General features: G+C 57.8%; 16 protein-coding genes. 4 read left to right on the top strand and 12 right to left on the bottom strand.

The annotated features are described in order from the left end of the window. The first annotated feature begins 26 nt into the window (after nt 1-26). Together AABB87_RS06435 and AABB87_RS06430 are read left to right on the top strand one after the other, a co-directional pair. A complete protein-coding gene (locus tag AABB87_RS06435) occupies nt 27-1,322 on the top strand; it encodes a putative O-glycosylation ligase, exosortase A system-associated (protein ID WP_341970489.1) in 1,296 nt (431 codons plus the stop codon). Nucleotides 1,323-1,375: 53 nt separating this feature from the next. Further along, nucleotides 1,376-2,317 carry a polysaccharide deacetylase family protein gene (locus AABB87_RS06430; RefSeq protein ID WP_341970488.1) on the top strand — a complete coding sequence of 314 codons (942 nt, stop codon included), beginning with the start codon at nt 1,376-1,378 and terminating at the stop codon, nt 2,315-2,317. 25 nt (nt 2,318-2,342) lie between these two features. Here AABB87_RS06430 and AABB87_RS06425 read toward each other — a convergent pair whose 3' ends face one another. Next, nucleotides 2,343-4,010 (bottom strand): asparagine synthetase B family protein, encoded by a 1,668-nt coding sequence (locus AABB87_RS06425; protein WP_341970487.1) that lies wholly within the window; start codon nt 4,008-4,010, stop codon nt 2,343-2,345. Nucleotides 4,011-4,122: 112 nt separating this feature from the next. Here AABB87_RS06425 and AABB87_RS06420 point away from each other — a divergent pair, with 112 nt between their 5' ends. Further along, a complete protein-coding gene (locus AABB87_RS06420; RefSeq protein ID WP_341970486.1) occupies nt 4,123-5,472 on the top strand; it encodes a glycosyltransferase in 1,350 nt (449 codons plus the stop codon). Nucleotides 5,473-5,489: 17 nt separating this feature from the next. Here the strand turns inward: AABB87_RS06420 and kdsA are convergent, their stop codons facing one another. The 11 genes from kdsA to AABB87_RS06365 form a co-directional block, all read right to left on the bottom strand. Beyond that, complete coding sequence (gene kdsA / locus AABB87_RS06415; protein WP_341970485.1) at nt 5,490-6,335, bottom strand: 3-deoxy-8-phosphooctulonate synthase; 846 nt, start codon at nt 6,333-6,335, stop codon at nt 5,490-5,492. Nucleotides 6,336-6,473: 138 nt separating this feature from the next. Continuing rightward, nucleotides 6,474-7,619: a non-hydrolyzing UDP-N-acetylglucosamine 2-epimerase gene (wecB, locus tag AABB87_RS06410; RefSeq protein WP_341970484.1), complete on the bottom strand. Its 1,146-nt coding sequence runs from the start codon at nt 7,617-7,619 to the stop codon at nt 6,474-6,476. Further along, a complete protein-coding gene (locus AABB87_RS06405) occupies nt 7,616-8,905 on the bottom strand; it encodes a glycosyltransferase family 4 protein (RefSeq protein WP_341970483.1) in 1,290 nt (429 codons plus the stop codon). Before AABB87_RS06405 ends, wecB begins: the two co-directional genes overlap by 4 nt. Next, the gene (locus AABB87_RS06400; RefSeq protein WP_341970482.1) at nt 8,902-10,371 is read right to left on the bottom strand and encodes a lipopolysaccharide biosynthesis protein; all 1,470 of its coding nucleotides are present in this window, start codon (nt 10,369-10,371) and stop codon (nt 8,902-8,904) included. Before AABB87_RS06400 ends, AABB87_RS06405 begins: the two co-directional genes overlap by 4 nt. After that, the gene (locus AABB87_RS06395) at nt 10,368-11,357 is read right to left on the bottom strand and encodes a glycosyltransferase family 2 protein (RefSeq protein ID WP_341970481.1); all 990 of its coding nucleotides are present in this window, start codon (nt 11,355-11,357) and stop codon (nt 10,368-10,370) included. The genes AABB87_RS06400 and AABB87_RS06395 overlap by 4 nt, the downstream gene beginning before the upstream one ends. A gap of 9 nt (nt 11,358-11,366) precedes the next feature. Continuing rightward, nucleotides 11,367-12,335 carry a GNAT family N-acetyltransferase gene (locus tag AABB87_RS06390; protein ID WP_341970480.1) on the bottom strand — a complete coding sequence of 323 codons (969 nt, stop codon included), beginning with the start codon at nt 12,333-12,335 and terminating at the stop codon, nt 11,367-11,369. 56 nt (nt 12,336-12,391) lie between these two features. Continuing rightward, the gene (locus AABB87_RS06385; RefSeq protein ID WP_341970479.1) at nt 12,392-13,612 is read right to left on the bottom strand and encodes a DegT/DnrJ/EryC1/StrS family aminotransferase; all 1,221 of its coding nucleotides are present in this window, start codon (nt 13,610-13,612) and stop codon (nt 12,392-12,394) included. Beyond that, nucleotides 13,613-14,353, bottom strand: coding sequence for a tetratricopeptide repeat protein (locus AABB87_RS06380; protein WP_341970478.1), 741 nt, complete (start codon nt 14,351-14,353; stop codon nt 13,613-13,615). A gap of 28 nt (nt 14,354-14,381) precedes the next feature. Beyond that, a complete protein-coding gene (locus tag AABB87_RS06375) occupies nt 14,382-15,323 on the bottom strand; it encodes a hydrolase 1, exosortase A system-associated (RefSeq protein WP_341970622.1) in 942 nt (313 codons plus the stop codon). Continuing rightward, nucleotides 15,323-16,177: a hydrolase 2, exosortase A system-associated gene (locus tag AABB87_RS06370; protein WP_341970477.1), complete on the bottom strand. Its 855-nt coding sequence runs from the start codon at nt 16,175-16,177 to the stop codon at nt 15,323-15,325. Before AABB87_RS06370 ends, AABB87_RS06375 begins: the two co-directional genes overlap by 1 nt. 26 nt (nt 16,178-16,203) lie before the next feature. After that, the gene (locus tag AABB87_RS06365) at nt 16,204-16,452 is read right to left on the bottom strand and encodes an acyl carrier protein (protein ID WP_341970476.1); all 249 of its coding nucleotides are present in this window, start codon (nt 16,450-16,452) and stop codon (nt 16,204-16,206) included. Between the two features lie 278 nt (nt 16,453-16,730). Between AABB87_RS06365 and AABB87_RS06360 the strand changes: the two genes are divergently transcribed. Beyond that, the gene (locus AABB87_RS06360; protein WP_341970475.1) at nt 16,731-18,389 is read left to right on the top strand and encodes an acyl-CoA ligase (AMP-forming), exosortase A system-associated; all 1,659 of its coding nucleotides are present in this window, start codon (nt 16,731-16,733) and stop codon (nt 18,387-18,389) included. Nucleotides 18,390-18,449: the final 60 nt, after the last annotated feature.

Genomic DNA, 18,449 nt, shown 5'->3' with positions numbered 1-18,449 from the left:
CGTCACTCAGCGGAGGGCGGTGCGCGATGCGTGACCTGGTTTTGGGCGTGGTGTTGCTTTGGCTGATCTTCAAAGCAATCAAGCATCCCTGGATTGGCATCATGGGCTGGACCTGGATCAGCATCATGAACCCGCATGCCTACAGTTATCGCTTGAGTGAGTTGCCGGTAGCGGCAGCGATGGCTGGCTCAGCCATGATTGGCATTCTGCTGACCAAGGACAAGATTAACTATTTTGTCAGCCGTGAGTCTGGTGTGCTGATGCTATTCATGCTGTGGATGTGCATCACATTGCCGTTTTCTTTCTTTTTCGACCGCAGTTTCGAGCTCTGGACCCGGGTCATGAAAATCGATTTCATGATTTTGGTGGCCATGCTGGTGCTTTACAGCAAGAAGCACATCATGGCCCTTGCTTGGACCATAGTGGCATCGATTGGGTTCTATGGTGTGAAGGGCGGCGTATTCACATTTGCCACAGGTGGTAGCTACCGGGTGTGGGGGCCGGAGGGTAGCTATATCGAGGGCAATAACGAGATTGCCTTGGCCCTGATCATGGTGATTCCCTTGATTCGATTTTTGCAGATGCAACTGCCCGCCACGGCTAAGTGGGCGAGCCGAGCACTCAGCATGGCCATGCTTTTATGCGCCGCTTCTGCATTGGGAAGCCAGTCGCGGGGGGCATTGTTGGCGATTGCGGCGATGACGCTGGTCCTTTGGTGGCGAGGTAAGCGCAAGCTAGAAATGGGTTTGGTGTTCCTGGTTCTGGGTGTGATGCTTATCATATTCATGCCTGATAGCTGGACCGAGCGAATGTCCACCATCAAGACCTATGACCAGGACGCCTCGGCCGGGGGGCGTATCAATGCCTGGTGGATGGCTTTTAATCTTGCCTCCCATAACTTCTTTGGTGGTGGTTTTATGGTGAGCTCGGGCTCCCTTTTTGCCCTATATGCACCTGACCCCAATGCTGTGCATGCGGCGCACAGTATCTACTTCATGGTGCTGGGTGAGCATGGTTTTGTGGGCTTGTTTCTCTTCTTGTTGCTTTGGTATTTTGTTTGGCGGTCGGCTGGACGTCTTTACCGATGCTCAAGTAGCGCTGCTGAGGATAAATGGTTGTCCGACTTGGGTGCAATGTGCCAGGTGAGTTTGGTTGGCTACTTCGTTGGTGGGGCATTTCTAAGTCTGTCGTATTACGACTTACCCTATAACATTATGATTTTGGTGGTCCTAGCCTGTCGCCTCATGGATGGCAAGGTGAAGGAGTTGCCTTCACCCTTAGAACTTGGCGCGGATCGGGCCCGGGCACGCAACTTGACTTAGTCGTCTTCATGCCTCTAGCCTGAGACTTATTCCCATATCTTTCGCGCTCGACTATGGATTTCATTCGTCAGGGTTTCAAACTACTTTCTGCCACGGCCGCTTCAGGGCGACTATCAGTTTTGATGTTTCACCGGGTACTGCCCCGTCCGGATGAAATATTTCAAGACGAACCTGATGCCCAGCGCTTTGACCAGATTTGCGCTTGGCTGAAGCAATGGTTTGAAGTGCTGCCCTTGGATCAGGCAGGCCAGATGTTGGTTGAAGGTCGGCTGCCGGGGCGTGCATGCTGCATCACGTTTGATGACGGTTATGCCGATAACCACGAGGTTGCTTTGCCAATTCTGCAAAAGCATGGCCTGCCTGCGACATTCTTCATTGCGACAGGTTTTTTACAGGGTGGGCGAATGTGGAATGACACGGTCATAGAAGCCGTTCGTCATTGTCGCCAGCCTGAGTTGGACTTTGGTGCGTATGGCCGCTTTGCCTTGAGCAACGCCTCAGCACGCCGCAAAGCCATTGAGGCCATCATCGGAGCGATCAAATATCTGCCTATTGCAGAACGTTTGGCGGCGGCTGAAGATCTACTCGAGCGAAGCGGTGCGCGCTTAGAGGAGCAACTGATGATGGGCCCGGACGGCGTTCGACTCCTGCATGATGCGGGCATGCAGATCGGTGCGCACACAGTCTCGCATCCAATTTTGGCGAGAACCGAGCCTCAGATTGCTAGGCAAGAAATCCTCGACAGCAAATGCTATTTGGAGGACTTGCTAGGGCAGGGTTGCAGCCTATTTGCCTACCCCAATGGCAAGCCCGGCCGTGACTATTTGCCCGAGCATGTGGAAATGGTGCGCGAGTTGGGTTTCAAGACCGCCGTTTCAACCGCCTGGGGCGCCTCTGGAAAAGGTGCAGACCCCTTGCAACTCCAGCGATTCACACCCTGGGACCGTAGCAAGGGAGCTTTTGGTCTGCGCCTGATGCGCAACTTGCTGGCCTGATGCGGAATCAGTCCGCAAGAGGCGTTTAGACTTTGTAGTTGGGCGCGTGCTGCTGTAGCCACTGTTCCAGCATCATCAAAATCCAGAGCATTTCGCCGTAATAGCCCGGGTGCTCTGCCAAGCGCTGATCCAGCAGTTGGCGGACAAAAGTCTTATTGACCACGCCGCGAGCAAGCAGGCTCTCCAGCGAATTCGCCGCCAGGCCCTTTAACTCTTCATTCCGGTTGGCCCAGACGCCGAAGGGCAAACCAAAGCCTTGCTTCTTCTTGGTGATGGTTTCATCAGGCAGGAATCCGCGCAGGGCCTCCTTGAAGAACCAGCGCAGCTTCAAGCCTTTGAGCTTGTACTGCGGTGGCAGCTTGAGTGCGATGGCCAGCATGCGGTCGTCCAGCATCGGAAAGCCCACCTTCAGGCCAGCCAACTGGGTGGTGCCGCGAACCTTGGGCAGATCGGCTTCGGCAAGGGTGTAGCGCCAATCGAAGGCCAACATGCGATCCACCAGATGATCGGCTTTGGGCTCCGCCCAGACCTGGGCCTGCTGGTCATGCGGGCTAGCTTGATCGACCGACTGGAGGAAGGCGGGCGATAGAACCTCGGCGACTCCCAGACGTTCCAGCAGGTTGTAGGTTTGGAAGCGGCCAGGCATTGGGACCTTGGCCTGGCGCACATAGCTGCTCGCCTTGCGCAAGAGCGGCGTGGCTTCAGCCGCGCGGTTCAACAGCAGGGGGTCGACGAGTGTCGTCCGCAGGCCTTGAGGAATGTCGTCGTAGACGCCGAAAACCTTTTGCTTGGCATAGCGGGTGTTGCCCCCGAATAGCTCATCGCCGCCGTCACCCGCCAAAATCTTGGTGACGCCGTCTTGCTTGGCCATCTTGGCGCAGTAATAAGCGGGCAGGGCTGAGGAGTTGCCAAAGGGCTGGTCGTAGAAGCCCGCCACCAAGGGAATGCTCTGCACCAGGTCTTTGGGGGTGACGTAGTACTCGTGGTGTTCGGTGTCGAAATGTTTGGCGGCCAGACGGGCATATTCCATCTCGTCATAGCCCTCGGCCTCGAAGCCGATGGAGTAACTGGCCGGTTTTTGGCCGCTGACGCGAGCCAACATGCCAGCGATGGTGGAACTGTCGGTGCCACCACTTAAAAAGCACGCCGCTTTGCCGCCGTCCAACTGGGACTGCACCGAGTCCGCCAGAGTTTGCAAAAACTCACTCCTGAGTGTGCCGAAATCGGGCTTGCTGAGCGGCTGAAAATCGGCGGTCCAGAAGGGCTGAACGCTGAGCTTCCCTTGTGAGAAAACCGCGAAATGGCCGGCGGGCAAGCGGAAAACATTTTTGAATATGGTGCGTGGCGCCGGGATGACGTGGAAGTAGAGGTAGTCGTAAATCGCCTGCGGATCGATTTCGGCTCCGCTGGCCAACTCGTCGGCCCGGCTGGCAAAACGCAACTCATTGCCAACTACCCGGTAGCACAGGGTTTCGATGGCAAAGCGATCCACCGCCAGCACCGTCCGGCCGTCGTCAAGATCCATGCCGAGAGCGAAACTGCCCTCGATGCCAGCCAGTACCTGCGCTGGGCCTGCGTTGGCAAAAGCTTGTCGCCACGCGGCTTCTAGGCCCTGGTTGTCCTGCGCCTGTGGCTGTTTCGCAGCACTGAAACGTGGGTTGCCGGTCAACAAGGCGCGGGAAAGTGCTGTCATTTTCGGTCTTTATCAAAAAACTGGGATCTTTTACACAGGTAGCGCAGTATCGGAAATGCCGAGCGAATATAACCGATGGCCGTTGCAGCGATATGAGCGAGTCGTCACTTGATTGCCCTTTGTTTACGGGGGCGAATTCAGCGTTTCGCTCAAGTATCATCAGCTTCAGATTTTCCGCGGAGCCCCATTGAATCGTCGAGTTCTCATGATTGCCTACCATTTCCCGCCTCTAGCGGGCAGCAGTGGCATCCAAAGAACGTTGCGCTTCGCCCAGCATTTGCCTGCGCTGGGCTGGCAGCCTTTGGTCCTGAGCGCCAACCCAAGAGCCTACCCCAGTACCAGCGCGGATTTGCTCGCTGAGATCCCCCCCGACTTGGTGGTCCAGCGTGCTTTTGCCCTGGATACAGCGCGGCAGTTATCGATTTTTGGCCGCTACCCTGGCTGGATGGCGCGCCCCGATCGCTGGTTGAGTTGGCGCTTTGATGCGGTGCGCCAGGGCCTGCAGATGATCAAGCGCTATCAACCTGACCTGATCTGGTCCACCTTCCCGATTGCGACGGCGCACTTGATTGCGGCGGATTTGCAGCGCAAATCCGGCTTGCCCTGGGTGGCTGATTTTCGTGATCCGATGGCGCATGATGAATATCCGCGCGACCCCAAAATTTGGGCCTCATATCGGCGGGTAGAGCAAATTGTTTTTGACCAAGCCAGCCATTGCACATTCACTACACCGGGCGCCTTGGAGTATTACCGTCAACGGTATCCGCAGCGGGCAGACGATATTTCTCTTCTGGAGAACGGCTATGACGAGCCGAGTTTTCAAGCGGCGGAAAAGAAACTCGCGCTTGCAGCGAATATGGTGGGTGCCGAGGGGCGCACCAAGCTAGAAGAACCGATGGTCTTGTTGCATAGCGGCATCGTCTATCCCTGGGAGCGGGATCCACGCCCCTTGTTTGCCGCGCTGGCCCACCTAACAGCCTGCGACCAACTCAAACCAGCCCAACTGCGCCTACGCTTTCGGGGTTCAGCCCACGAGGAAGAATTGATGGAAATGGCAAGGGCTGCCGGCGTATCGGACTTCGTCGAGTTGTGCCCGCCGCTGCCCTATGAAGAGGCCTTGGCGGAAATGATGTCGGTCGACGGCTTGCTGCTGCTGCAGGCAGCTAACTGCAATACCCAAGTGCCCGCCAAGCTCTATGAGTATTTGCGCGCGAATCGTCCTGTGCTGGCACTGACAGATGCAGCGGGAGATACCGCTGCCTGCTTACGAGCGGCCGGCCTACCGGATGTGCTGCCCCTGGATAACGCCGAAGCTATTGCCGCAGCCTTGCCGCAATGGGTGGCCAAGTTGCGCGCAGGAGTGGCTCAGCTGCCGCGGGGCAGCGTCGTTGCAGACGCGTCCCGTGCCCAGCGCTCTGTGGCGCTTGCAGCACTGTTTGATCGGGTCAGCGCGGGCGGCTGACTATAGGCGCCAGGTGATCAGCGAATGTCCAGGGCAGGGAAGCTCTTGACTAGATCGTCCAGCGCCTTGAGCTGGCTCAGGAAGGGCTCCAGCTGGTCCAGGGGCAGGGCGCTTGGGCCATCGCACTTGGCTTGATCCGGATCGGGATGCGCCTCGAGGAATAGTCCCGCCAAGCCCACAGCCAAGCCCGCACGGGCCAGATCAGCCACTTGTTGGCGGCGTCCGCCGGAGGCGGCACCACCCGGGTCTCGTTGTTGCAGGGCATGGGTAACGTCGAAAATTACGGGCAAGTCGTGGCAGATTTTCTTCATCACGCCAAAGCCCAACATATCGACCACCAAATTGTCGTAGCCGAAGCAGGTACCGCGGTCACAGAGGATCAGTTGCTCATTGCCTGCTTCCTTGAATTTCTCGACGATGTTGAGCACCTGCGAGGGGCTGAGAAACTGGGGCTTTTTGATATTGATGACCCGGCCAGTTTCAGCCAGAGCCACGACCAAATCAGTCTGCCGCGCCAAGAACGCCGGCAGTTGCAGTATGTCCACCACCTCGGCCACCGGCTTGGCTTGCCATGGCTCATGCACATCGGTGATCAGGGGCACGCCGAATTCGGCCTTTACTGCTTCAAAGATCTTGAGCCCCTCTTCCAGTCCAGGGCCACGGTAGGAGTGGATGGAGGAACGATTTGCTTTGTCGAAGCTAGCTTTGAAGACGTAGGGAATACCAAGTTTTTGCGTGACGCGAACGTACTCGGCACAAGCGCGCAGGGCCAACTCTTTGGACTCCAGCACATTGATGCCGCCAAACAAGACGAAGGGCTTGTCATTGGCGACGGTGATTTGCGAGTTGATGGTGATCTGCATGGTCGGTGCGTCCTTGAGTTCTTGTGGGCAGGCTAGCCAATTGGCCAAACCTGCTCTGAATGGGCTCAAGTGTAGCGGCGCCCCTGCGCGGGGTCCTAAGAGCGGGACTGAGCGAGGGGCGGAATGCGGGCAGCTAGATCAGGGTTTGATGCGGCCCAGGATATCGACGATTTGCTCTGCGGCTTTGCCGTCACCATATGGGTTTTGGGCATGGCTCATGACTTGGTAGGCCTGTGAATCGTTCAGTAACTCAAGCACATTAGCGACAATTTTTTCGGTCGAGGTCCCCACCAGGCGCACCGAACCTGCTGCCACGGCCTCGGGCCTTTCGGTCACGTCACGCATGACAAGCACTGGCTTGCCTAAGCTGGGCCCTTCTTCCTGGATGCCACCGCTGTCGGTGAGGATCAGCTTGGATTGATCCATCAGGTAAGCAAAGCTCTCGTACTCCAGTGGCGGGATCAAATGGATATTGGCCTGGCCGGCGGTCATCTCCTCCACCACCAACTTGACGTTGGGATTGAGGTGGAGGGGGTAGACCAGATCGATGTCGGGGCGCTTGCGTGCGATTTGCAGCAAAGCCTGGCAAACGTTTTTGAAGCCCTCACCAAAGTTCTCGCGGCGGTGGCCCGTGATCAATACAAAAGGCCGCTCGCCCACCGTGTAGCCGTTTTGCACGACTTGCTCATGCAGGCGGGCGCGCACCTCGGGCTGATTCTGAAAGCGATCCACGGTCCAAAGCAGGGCATCGATGACGGTGTTGCCGGTGACGAAGATGTCGCCTGAGGGGATGCCTTCGCGCAGCAGATTGTCCCGGCTGCTGGCCGTGGGGGCAAAGTGCAGGCTGGCCAGGCGGCCGGTGAGACTGCGATTGAGTTCCTCGGGAAAAGGCGAGTAACGCTCGTGAGTGCGCAGTCCGGCTTCTACATGGCCAACGGGAATCTGTTCGTAGAAGGCCGCCAAGGCAGCGGCGAAGCTTGTCGTCGTGTCGCCATGCACCAGACACATATCGGGCTTGGCCTGGCGTAACACTGCGCGCAGTCCCAGTAGGCAGCGAGAGGTGACGTCGAACAGGTCTTGCCCGGACTGCATGATGTCCAGGTCGAAGTCGGGCTTCAGATTGAAGTGCAACAGGGCCTGATCCAGCATCTGGCGGTGCTGGGCCGTGACGCAAGTCAGCACCTCGAATCGATCCGGGTGGCGCTGCAATTCCAGCACCACGGGCGCCATCTTGATGGCTTCTGGGCGGGTGCCGAAGATAGCCAAAACTTTGAGTTTGCTCATGGTGCAGCGGCTTTCTTAAGAGGCTTGCCCGTCAGGAAATCTCGCAGGCCTTTCAGCAGTGCCAGCAGGCCCGGTGTGCGATAGCTCAGCCACATGCGCAGCCATAGATTGCCGCTAATACGGTTCTGCAGGCGTTGTTGTTCGGTGTAATCGGCGATGCGGCCGCGCAGTGCATCAGCGTCCGTGACCGGCCGCTTCCTGGCCGTGGCCAGGGCTTGCAACAGGCTCTCGCCGGCACGCTGCCAATCAAAGTGCTGCTCTGCATGCGCACGGGCCTGGGCCTTGCAGGTACTGAGTTGCTGCGGGTGATCGACATACCACTGCAGGGCTTCGGTCAAGCTGGCCACGTCCACGATGGCCTGAGGCCAGAGGTAGCCGTCGGCCCGCGCGATGTGGCGCGCCACTTTCACTAGGCGGCCATTGTGTTCGTGCCGGATGAACTCATTCATGGGCGGCGCATCGGTCACGATGACCGGCAGGCCGCAGGCTGCCGCCTCCATGATGGTCAGGCCTATGCCCTCCAGCCGAGTGGGGTAGACATAGACATCGCCCAGATGGAAGAGCCCAGGCGCAGTGACGGTGCGCTCTTCGGTCTCGAGTCGGCCCTCGGTGCGCAGTTGGTCGATCAGGGCAGCTTGCTCGGGCAGGGCCTTCTTGAGGTCGCGCTGGATGTGGATCAACAGCTTGGCGGGCCCGCGCACATGCGCAAACGCGCTCAGCAGCAGGTCTGTGCCTTTGCGCCCGGGGCTGATGCCGGCCGAATGGAAGAAAACGACCTCTTGCTTGTCTGCTGAGGCCGAGGCTGGTCGGGCTTGCGGCTTGAAGACCGAGACGTCCGTGCCCCAGGGCACGAAAACGGCCCCGGGGTGCCAATCAAAAGCGCTCAAGTGGCGTTTTGTATTGCAGATCAATCGGTCGTAGATGCCGAAGAAGGGCACCGTGGTCTCGGTGTAGTAGTCGATGTAGGCGCAGGTGATCACGCCGAGCGCATTGGCATGGGCCACAGCCGGCCACCACCATTGTTCGTTGAAGATCAAGAGCTCGATCTGGTGGGCCCGAATCCAATGCTCGAAATCCTTCAGGCACATCTCTGTTGGCACTTTGGACGGCAGTTGGCGACCCCAAGTGACGTCGGGGGTATCCCAATTCGGATCGCCCTGCGCATAGGACTCGCCACCGCGCGCGTAGATGAAAACCTCGTGCTCCTTGGCCAGCACATCGCGATACTGGCGCGATACATAGGCGGCGCCGCGTTCAAACCAAGTGGTGACGATTCCTATCTTCATGGCGTCTTGGCGCTTCGCGCTTTTTTTCTGTTCCAGGCATCCAGCACCAGGCGACTGAGCTCTATGTATGCTGGGTGATTGATGGCGCGAGCGCAGAGGATCCAGCCCAACACGGCGGCAACACCGGTGACGATCAGGCTGATCAGACTGGGCAGTTCCAATAGCACGCAAGCTTCAAATGCTAGGGCCTGCAAACTTACCGAGACCAAGGCCACCCACAGGCTGGCTAGCGATGGGCGGAGGATGTCTCTGATGCGGGTTTCAAGAATCGCGCTGACTTGGCGTAGATAGAGGAACACCATGATGGCATTGCTCAGACCAAAGACCGCCGCCATGGCTTTGAGGCTGAAGGTGGAAGCCAGGGCAATCAGAATGATGTGAATGGGCGCATAGACCAGCGTGACCTTGAGCCGGCGTTTGATGTTGCCCGTGGCGGCCAACAGATTAGGGGCCAAGTTCATCATTGCATTCGGCAAGATGGTGATTGCCAAGATGGTGGCCACTGCAGCTGCAGCATCCCAGTTGGCGCCGAACAAAACCCGGATGATGGGGCCAGAGGCAATCGCCACAAAGCCGAAGAAGGGCCAGGACAGCGAGGTCAGGATGGCCGTTCCCCGCGCATAGGACTCAACCAAGGAGTTGCCGGCACGGTGATCCTTGGCAAAAGCCGGGGTGGCAACTCGCATGATGGCTGAGGCCACATTGTGGTGGAACAAATCCATTAGGCCGGCGGCCTTGCTGAAGATGCCTACCGAGGCAAAGCCAAACTGCTTGGCAATGAAGAATTCGTGAGTGTTATTGGTCAGAGTCTCGATGACGCGCGAGCTGACGAACATCGAGCCAAAGCCCAGCACGCTGTTGGCGTGTTTCAGGCTGGGCCACACAAAGGAGTCGCGCGGCCGCAGATAACTCAGCAGTAGTGTCTGACAAGTGATGCTGATCACCGGCGCCCAGGCCAGACTCATATAGCTGAAGCCATTCAGCGCCAGGGAAATGGCTGAAACCGTCTGCACTGTGTTGGCCACGGTCTGGACGATGAAAATCTTGCGAAACGCCATCTCGCGATTGAGCAGGGCAAAGGCCGGAGAGGCAAAAGGCAGGATGAAAAAGTTCAGACTCAACACCGCCAGCACCTTGGCGACCCCAGGCTCGGCGAAGTAGCTGGCGACAAAGGAGCGGGAGAAAAAAACAATCAGGCCAATCGACCAGGCCACAACGATGGCGATGCCGAAGGCGGCCTTGATCTTGTCCTTCGTCAGTTCTTTTTCCTGGATCAGGAACTCACTAACGCCGAAGTCGCGCAGGATGCCGGCGATGGCGGTGAAGGCGGCACACACTGAGAATACGCCCACCTGAGCGGGTGTCAGCAGGCGCGCCAAAACCATGGTGCTGACCACGGTTATTCCTAGACTGAAATATCGCTCAGCAAAAGACCAGAGCAAGGCCTTGCGGACAGTACCGCTCATCGAGCCCAGCCCAATTTTGCTTTGATGGTGCCAAAGATATGACCAAGCATAGCCAGACTGGGGGGGTTCTCACGGTAGAACATCGACACATTGCGCCAGTTGACCTTCTTGCGAGCACGCAGTCGATGCAGTACATCCTGCAACATATTGGCCTGTAGCTCTGCCAAGCGTGATCGCAAGCTGGACTTAGTTCGCTCGGCCTGGGCATAACTGAGCAGCACTTTTCGACGAAAGCGTGCTTCGTCCACGATGCGCATCGCCAAGCCGTCTGTACCCCAGCCGCTGCCGTACCACATATTGATACCGCTGCCGCAGCGAACCTCGGCTTCAGTCGAGTAGACAAAGCGGGCGCCATGGCTGATCAGGTCCATCCAGTACAAGTAGTCACCGCCGCCATGCCGATGCGCCTGCGGAAAACGGGCCTTGCCTAGGCTCGCAGCGTTAATCACCAGCGAGGGCATGAAGATGATGTTGGCGGTGGCGATTTGATGGACCATATCGCCTTGGTAGACGCGAAGACTGGGGTCACTGCCAAGAGGCGGGTGATCTTCGTGGCGAACTCGCTTGGCCTTGTCGAACTCGTTGGTGGTGTCACCGAGATGGAATAGGTTGGCGAAATAAGCATTGCCTTTACCTGAGCTCAGCGCGAGCACAGCACGCTGCAAATGCTGGCCAATCCACTCGTCATCCGAATCCAAGTAGGCGACAAAATCGGTGCCCGGTTCCAAATTGGCCAAGCCAGTGTTGCGCGCCTCATTGGGGCCAGCATTGGCCTGCTCAACGACATGAACCCGCAACTGCTGTGTGATGGGATTGTTCTCCAACTCTGCCTTGGCTGGGACGGGCGAGCCGTCATCAATGATCAGCACATAGATCGAGTCGGCAGGGTAGCCTTGGGCGAGGACGGAGTTCAATGCGCGGTCGAGAATGCCGGACTCCCTTTGGAAGAAGGGAATGATGACCGCGATCTTTGGGCTAGTGTTCATGGACTGTGATCAACTTTGCTTGCTGAGTTTGGCCTTGATCGCTAAGAGCTTGGGGATCGCCCCGAAGCGGAAAAAATTCGCGTGGTAAAGCCCACGGTCTACGTCCGTCCAGCGGGTGTGCCATTCCATTACCTTGCCGTAGAACTCGATTCGCTTGAATTTTTGTTCTTCGAACAGTTGCTGGAATTCGGTTTGGCGCATCAAGGTGGAGGGGGAAACTGCCTTGTAGGATTCGTCATAGGTGGTTTTGAGAATCACGATGACACTGCTGTCCTCGATGCACAGGTCCATGGCCACGACCTTGTCGCCGAACCAGTATTGGTAAACCCGCGCTCGCCCTTGAGCTGCAAAACTCTCCAACATCTGGCGGTAAAACCGCCCCTGCTCATTGTCGGGATGGATGGCCGTACCGTCAGCCGTTTTCCAGCCTGCGCTCTCCAAGCGTCCGTATTGCTCAATCGCAGGCCCCATGTCAGCCACAGCCTGCAGGCATTCGAGGCGAGGCTCAATGCCCTCGGTCTGTAGCTTGTTGCGTTGCTTGCGGGTGTTTTGCTTGAGGTTCTTGCCCCGAGCTTCCCAGTACGCATCGAAGCTGCCACTGATGTCCACCCAGGCGGTTTGGATGTAATCCTTGCTCTGACGCTTGAGTGAATCAGCCGGGCGCGGATCGAAACTGGGATCCAGCTGCGTTAGACCCAGGCCAAGGCATAGGCCGGGCAGCTTGCTCCAAAGGCGGGGGGCAACCAGTTCGATGTCCACGGAGCCGTCGCTGAGAAAGGCCCCGAGTGGCAATTGCGAGGGCTGGAAGGTTTGCCACATGCCTTTGCCTTTGCCTTGCTTGGTCAAAATCATCGCGATGCGCAATTGACCCTGCGCTGCGTACAAGCAAAGCAATTCATCGCCGCGCCCGAACGCAGCTAACGCGGGTTGAATGAATCCGGACCGCAAAAATGGCGCCCCGACACGGCTTTGCGCCAAGGTGTCCCAGGCGCTGCTGTGCGCGGCGAATTCTTGGATTGGATGAATGGACCAACTCATGCTTCGCCCTTACTTGTTCTTTTGGTGGGTGAATAGACGCTTTTGATCATGGCCACCATACGGCGCATTTCGTCCGGGGTCAGGTCTTGATGGCAGGCCAGTTGCAGGATGTGGTGCGACCACTCCTGGCCGACGTCACCAGTAATATGACTGACATCTGGCCACAGACGGTCCCAGCGCGAGACCGGGAAGCCAAGGCGGCGCAACTCGAAATAGCCGGGATCCGGGTCAGCCACCCAGAGGGGGAAAACATAGGGGGCAGCGTCAGCGGGAAGCTCGGCGACCAGTGGTCGCGCGAACTCACAACTCTGAAATGCCTGTGCGAAAAATAGATACTGTTGCCGCCGTCCTTCAACAATACGTTGCCGGGGGGTTTGCAAGGCCAACCAACGGCATGCACCAGTCAATTTTTGGTGGGTTGGTCCTAGATTGAATTCGAGGCTGTTGCTTGAACCGACGCCATCGTCTGCTTGAATGAGGGGGGCTTGCTTGCGTCCAAATTTAAGCAAACTCAGCATGAATTCAAGAGTGGAACGTAAGCCCTTGAGTCGGCCGTGATTGACGCCTGCATGGACAATATCGAAGGCCGCTTTGACCTGTTCTTTGGCCGTCGGCTTGCTGAGAAGTGGGAAATTTGGCAAGCCTGAATTATTGATGAGGCAACCACCTTCTGGGACAGGCAAAAACTTAGTTAAGCTGGCAATTGCCAAGTCCCCCCAATTGCCAACAGGTCGACCATCGCTGATCCCAAAGAGTGCATGAGCACAATCTTCAATCAACCTAATCTTTCGGGTATCACACCAAGTCCTTAATTCAGCCATGGCCTGCGGAAGACCGAAAAAGTGGGCGGCTAGAATGACGCGAACGCGGCTGATGTCTTGGGTTTCAATCCAGCGCAAATCCGCAGAACCGTCGTCGTTCAAGGGGTAGAAAATAGGTTCGGCCCCTACCTTGATGATTGGCGTAATCATGGTCGGGCAATGATAGGTCGGCACCAATACTTGGTCGCCTTTGCCAATGCCAAACATTTCCAGCGCGATCAAGATCGATGCCCGCCCGCTGTTCGTGAACTCGGCCCCCGACAAATTCAGCAAGCAAGGCAAGCTTGAAGACTGGGGCCCAGTGAAGGTTTGCCAATCAAGGACAGGCAGGCGTGGAATTGGGGGGCTCTTCGCCAATGCGGGTTGATGAGGCAGATTACTCAAGATAGTCAGCACTCATTTCTCAACTAATTCCGGACTCGAAGCGGCAGCACTTGCTGCATCGGCAGCTGGCGAAGTAGGAGGCTCGACTGCTTCAGGAGGTTCGCGCCATTGCCCCACGGCCTTGAGTTTTTCGCTCAGGTCGATGCGATCAAAGCCAAGCTCTTTGGCTCGCCAAGCACTCTGCAAAGCCGCGGAGTAGTCTTTTAATTCGAAATAAGCTAAGCCAATGTTGTAATGACTGAAAGGACTATCCTTGGCGAGATCAGTCGAAATTCTTAGTTGCTCGGCCGCTTCTGCGGTGCGATTGTATTTTTTTAAATACGTCGAGTAGAGGATTCGGCTAATGACATCGTCAGGGGCAAATCGAATGGCGCGCTCAAAATAGCACTCCACCGGATACTGCAATCCGGGTGGACTTTCTGTTTTGAATTTTTCTCCATAGCGCATAACCGAAACCAAGGCGCGATGATTGTTTGGGAATGCACGTAGGGTATAAGAAAGGTCTTTGCCGGGCGGCCCAACTCGCTCGCCGGATTGGGCGCCGATAAGGTTCTCCACCCGTGGCGTGAAGTGGTAATCTTCAACTAGGGCGCGTCGCTCTGCGTGTGATAGGCGGTTAACGTCCGGCTTATAGTTGGCTGGACGATAGTCGTAGGGGCCGTAATGGGTGCCTCGTAGGGAGCCGCATAATGCCTCGCTGACTGCTGCGTTACTTGACTGTAGCCAAAGCAGGCCCAGAAGTGCCAAGATCAAGGTGCGGTATGCTGCCAATTTAGTGCCTTTATGCGTTGAGCTTGCGGATGAATTCCAGCGTTTGCGCGTGCACCGCCTGCCGATATTCGTAACTGGAGAAAGTGTGATCTGCCTGCGCAATAGTCAGTGTGCAGACCTTTTCTTCGCTAAGCAGTCCGCGCCACTCAGGGGCATTCTTGCAGTTGTCCAAAAACTCTTTCGCTACTAGGTCTCGGCCACTGATGATTAACTGGATTCGGCCATCAAAACAGGCCCAGGCTTTTGCCATCCTTGTCTGAAATGGCGCAAGCGGTGCCATCCTTTTTTTTGTCGATGAAGAAATCGCCTGCTTGGCTGTGCGTAGTACTTCCGTCAGCGCTGTCACTGCAACCTTGCCACTCAATAACTTCTTCCAGAACTCTGGCTGGCGTAAACGCTGCCCGTAGTAATGTTTGATCTGGGTCTTGGCTTGGGTGGTGTCGGATCGCACCCAGGGATTCAGAAGGCACAAACCGCGTACACGGGCATCGTTCGCATGACCGCAGTACAAAAGCGCGGCAGCGGCAGCATCACATAAACCCCAGATTGCCACTTGTTGAATCTTGCTGGTGGTACCGGCCAGCAAAGCATCGATGGCAGCGGCAATGTCCTTGGAGACATGCTCAAAACTGCGTTGCGCACCCTCGCTGTCACCCATGCCGCGATAGTCCAGTCGCAAGGAGGGATAGCCCTGCTCCGCCAAAAATCGAGCCAGCAGCGTGAACTGCCTATGACTGCCTGCTCGGTACTGTGGGCCTCCGACCAGAATCAGGATTGCCGTCTTGACCTCAGGCGCGACTACTCGAGGCGCACAGACCAAGCCCAGCAATTGGTCTTCCTCGCAATTGAACTGCAAGGCATGCTCTTGATAGGGCAGGCACAGTTCGGCGTCAATTTCCTTGCGTTCCCCATCGGCCATCGTCGTGGCGTCAAAACTACCTGCATCAGCCATCAAAGATTGCTCCTTTCCTCGGCTTGCCTGGCAGTTAAGGTCGCCAAGGTGCTCGCCAGCAGAGCAGGAGCATCTTCAATTTCACTTGTTTGCCAAAAGGCTGGGCCGGTGACCGGATGATGGTGGATGGCTAAACCTTGCTCTCGCCAGCGCGCCAAAGCGCTTGCCAAGGCGGGCGCCGGCTCCAGCGAGGGTTGGCTGGACATTTCGAAGCAATGTGCCTCCGTAAGCCGCATGCGTGATTGGGCGGGTATGTTCAGGCTAGCCGCCTCTAGACCGGCGGCAAGCTCGGACGAGAGCGCATAACCCGCGATTTCAACGTGGCCTACGCTACTCAATTGCGTCTTCAAGGCCTCCATGGTCGTGCCGCCACCACCGTCGAGCAAACCGTTGGCCAACTTCAGCCGGAGGAACTGCTGCAGCAACACTCGGCCTTGAGCCGGGGGGTGCCAGAACAGCAAATTGCACGTGGGCTCGTCAATGCGGGCCAGCAATTCACAGGCGAGTAAACAACCGGCACGGTGGCCCCATAGCCACAGAGGTTCATCGCCTTGAGTGGCCAGCCACTTTGCGGCTGCACTCAAATCATCCAGCCAGTCCTGCCAGCTGGCGTCCCCAAAATCGCCACTGCTGTCGCCGCAGCCAAACAAGTCGATTTGCAGAACTGCAAAACCAATCTTCGCCATGGCCCGCGCCTGCAGCGCCGCCATGCGACGTGACTTGTTCATCTCTTCGGCGAAGGGGTGGATGTGCAGAACCCGTCCGCGCTGAATGCCATCGGCAGGATGAAAAATGCAAAAACGTTGGCCCTTGCCCTGGGGTGAGGCAAGAAAAAAGGGCTGGGCTTTGCTCATGCTTTGCGGGCGATTGCTGCGTCCGCTCAGTCCAACTTGGCGGCGACGAAGTCAGTCAGGGAACCGACGCTGGAAAACGTCGCGCCGTCGATCTCATCGTCCGCCACCACAATGCCCAATTGCTCTTCCAGCGCGGTCAGCAGGCTGACGACGGCCATGGAGTCCAACTCCGGCAGCGCACCTAACAGCAAGGTGTTGCGGTTGAAGGTGGCGCTGCGCCCATTCAAGCTCAGAACTTCGTCGAGGATGCGCAACACGTGCTTTTCAGTAGTCATGGAGTCGAGGTGCCGGATACAGGGGCGGTCTTGCTGATTGAGAGACGCCGCATCTTACCCGTGGGATTTTTCAGTTCCGTGTGTGGATGCCCCCCTGATCCGAGGCCCAAATGAGGAAATATTGCGGGAACCTGCACTTGACAAGACATGGGGCGGGTTAAAAAGTGGCGCTCCCCTCCGGACGAGGGTGGCGAAGCTCTGGCGATACGCTACATTTTGGCGATTTCCTTGGCGTCTCCTCCCATGGTGACGCCACCGTTCAACCAGCTATTGACCGCATGACAGCCACCTCTTCGGACGCTCAGCAAGACCTCTCGGTGCTTCTTCATGATTTGCCGCTGCTTCAAGCGGCGCGCAGGCCGGCAGCGATTGCCTTGAGCTTTGGCTCGCAGCAGATGACTTACGCCGAGCTGGGCGCGCAGATCGAGGGCTTCGCGGCGGGCTTGATGGCGCTGGGTTTGCCGCGTGCCACGCGGGTTGGCATCTATCTTGAAAAGCGTTTTGAGACCGTGGTGGCCAGCTTCGCGGCGCCGGCGGCGGGCTGCGTCTTCGTGCCGATCAACCCTTTGCTCAAGCCCGAGCAGGTGGGTTTCATCATGGCGGATTGTGGCGTGCAAGTGCTGCTGACTTCGCCTGAGCGGCTGGCCATGTTGCAAGACACCTTGGCCGGTTCGGCTTCCTTGCGCCATGTGCTGCTCACCGGTGCTGGCGATGGCGGGCAGGGCGTAGCTGACATTGGCGCGGCTGCGCTCGATGCCCGCTTGCGCCTACCTCTCTGGGCCGACTTTGTTGCGACCGCGCCGCGTGCAGGCTACCGCGTCATCGACACCGATATGGCCGCCATTCTCTACACCTCGGGGAGCACCGGCCGGCCCAAGGGCGTGGTCTTGTCGCATCGCAATATGGTGGCAGGCGCCAAAAGCGTGGCCTCCTACCTGGAAAACCGGGCGGACGATGTGCTGCTGGCCGCTTTGCCTTTGTCGTTCGATGCGGGTTTTAGCCAGCTCACCACCGCCTTCCACGTGGGCGCGCGGGTGGTCTTGCTGAACTATCTGATGCCGCGAGATGTGCTGCGGGCCATGGAGCGCGAAGGCGTCACTGGCCTGACCGCCGTGCCGCCGCTCTACATTCAGCTGGCTCAGCTGGACTGGCCTGCCGCCATTGACGCCAAGCTGCGCTATTTCGCCAATACCGGCGGCCGCATGCCGCGTGAGACCCTGGGCTTGTTGCGCCAGCGCGCGCCCAGCGCCAGTCCCTTCCTGATGTACGGCTTGACCGAGGCATTCCGCTCCACCTATTTGCCGCCGTCCGAGGTGGATCGTCGGCCGGATTCGATTGGTAAGGCAATTCCTAACGCCGAAATTCTGGTGCTGCGCGAAGACGGCAGCGCTTGCGCGCCGGACGAGGTGGGTGAGCTGGTGCACCGCGGCGCCTTGGTGGGCCTGGGCTACTGGAATGATGCCGAGAAAACCGCCGAGCGCTACAAGCTGCTACCCGCAGGGGCGCCAGGCCGTGAGGCCGGCTTGCAGCTGCCGGAGTACGCGGTGTTTTCCGGCGATAACGTGCGCATGGACGCCGAGGGCTATTTGTACTTTGTCGGCCGTCGCGACGAGATGATGAAGACCTCGGGCTATCGCGTCAGCCCCACCGAGGTGGAAGAGATTCTTTACGCTACCCAGCTGGTGGGGGAATGCATTGCCTTTGGCGTTGATCACCCAAGCTTGGGCCAGGCGATTCAGGTCATCGTTACCGCGCCTGTGGGCGCCGAGGGCGTGGATTTGCCGGCCTTGCAAGCGCAATGCCGCCAGCACATGCCGGCCTATATGGTGCCAGCGGGCATCGAGGTTCAGGCGGGGCCTTTGCCGCGCAATCCGAATGGCAAGATCGACCGCAAGCTCTTGGCCGGCCAGTGGCTGGAGCGGCGCGATCAGGCCTGAGTCCCGAACGCTCAATTTCAGCGCATCCTTTTTTCTATTGCAGACTCTGATCGAGAACCC

The organism is Roseateles sp. PN1 (assembly GCF_038419725.1).
In the GTDB taxonomy this organism is placed as follows: Bacteria; Pseudomonadota; Gammaproteobacteria; order Burkholderiales; family Burkholderiaceae_C; genus Paucibacter_A.
This window is presented reverse-complemented; position numbering and strand designations above follow the sequence as displayed.

Excerpts from the sequence above, each read along its gene's own strand:
- AABB87_RS06435 (WP_341970489.1), top strand. The coding sequence starts at position 27 with ATGCGTGACCTGGTTTTGGGCGTGGTGTTGCTTTGGCTGATCTTCAAA.
- AABB87_RS06430 (WP_341970488.1), top strand. The coding sequence starts at position 1,376 with ATGGATTTCATTCGTCAGGGTTTCAAACTACTTTCTGCCACGGCCGCT.
- AABB87_RS06425 (WP_341970487.1), bottom strand. The coding sequence starts at position 4,010 with ATGACAGCACTTTCCCGCGCCTTGTTGACCGGCAACCCACGTTTCAGT.
- kdsA (WP_341970485.1), bottom strand. The coding sequence starts at position 6,335 with ATGCAGATCACCATCAACTCGCAAATCACCGTCGCCAATGACAAGCCC.
- wecB (WP_341970484.1), bottom strand. The coding sequence starts at position 7,619 with ATGAGCAAACTCAAAGTTTTGGCTATCTTCGGCACCCGCCCAGAAGCC.
- AABB87_RS06405 (WP_341970483.1), bottom strand. The coding sequence starts at position 8,905 with ATGAAGATAGGAATCGTCACCACTTGGTTTGAACGCGGCGCCGCCTAT.
- AABB87_RS06400 (WP_341970482.1), bottom strand. The coding sequence starts at position 10,371 with ATGAGCGGTACTGTCCGCAAGGCCTTGCTCTGGTCTTTTGCTGAGCGA.
- AABB87_RS06395 (WP_341970481.1), bottom strand. The coding sequence starts at position 11,357 with ATGAACACTAGCCCAAAGATCGCGGTCATCATTCCCTTCTTCCAAAGG.
- AABB87_RS06375 (WP_341970622.1), bottom strand. The coding sequence starts at position 15,323 with ATGGCTGATGCAGGTAGTTTTGACGCCACGACGATGGCCGATGGGGAA.
- AABB87_RS06370 (WP_341970477.1), bottom strand. The coding sequence starts at position 16,177 with ATGAGCAAAGCCCAGCCCTTTTTTCTTGCCTCACCCCAGGGCAAGGGC.
- AABB87_RS06365 (WP_341970476.1), bottom strand. The coding sequence starts at position 16,452 with ATGACTACTGAAAAGCACGTGTTGCGCATCCTCGACGAAGTTCTGAGC.
- AABB87_RS06360 (WP_341970475.1), top strand. The coding sequence starts at position 16,731 with ATGACAGCCACCTCTTCGGACGCTCAGCAAGACCTCTCGGTGCTTCTT.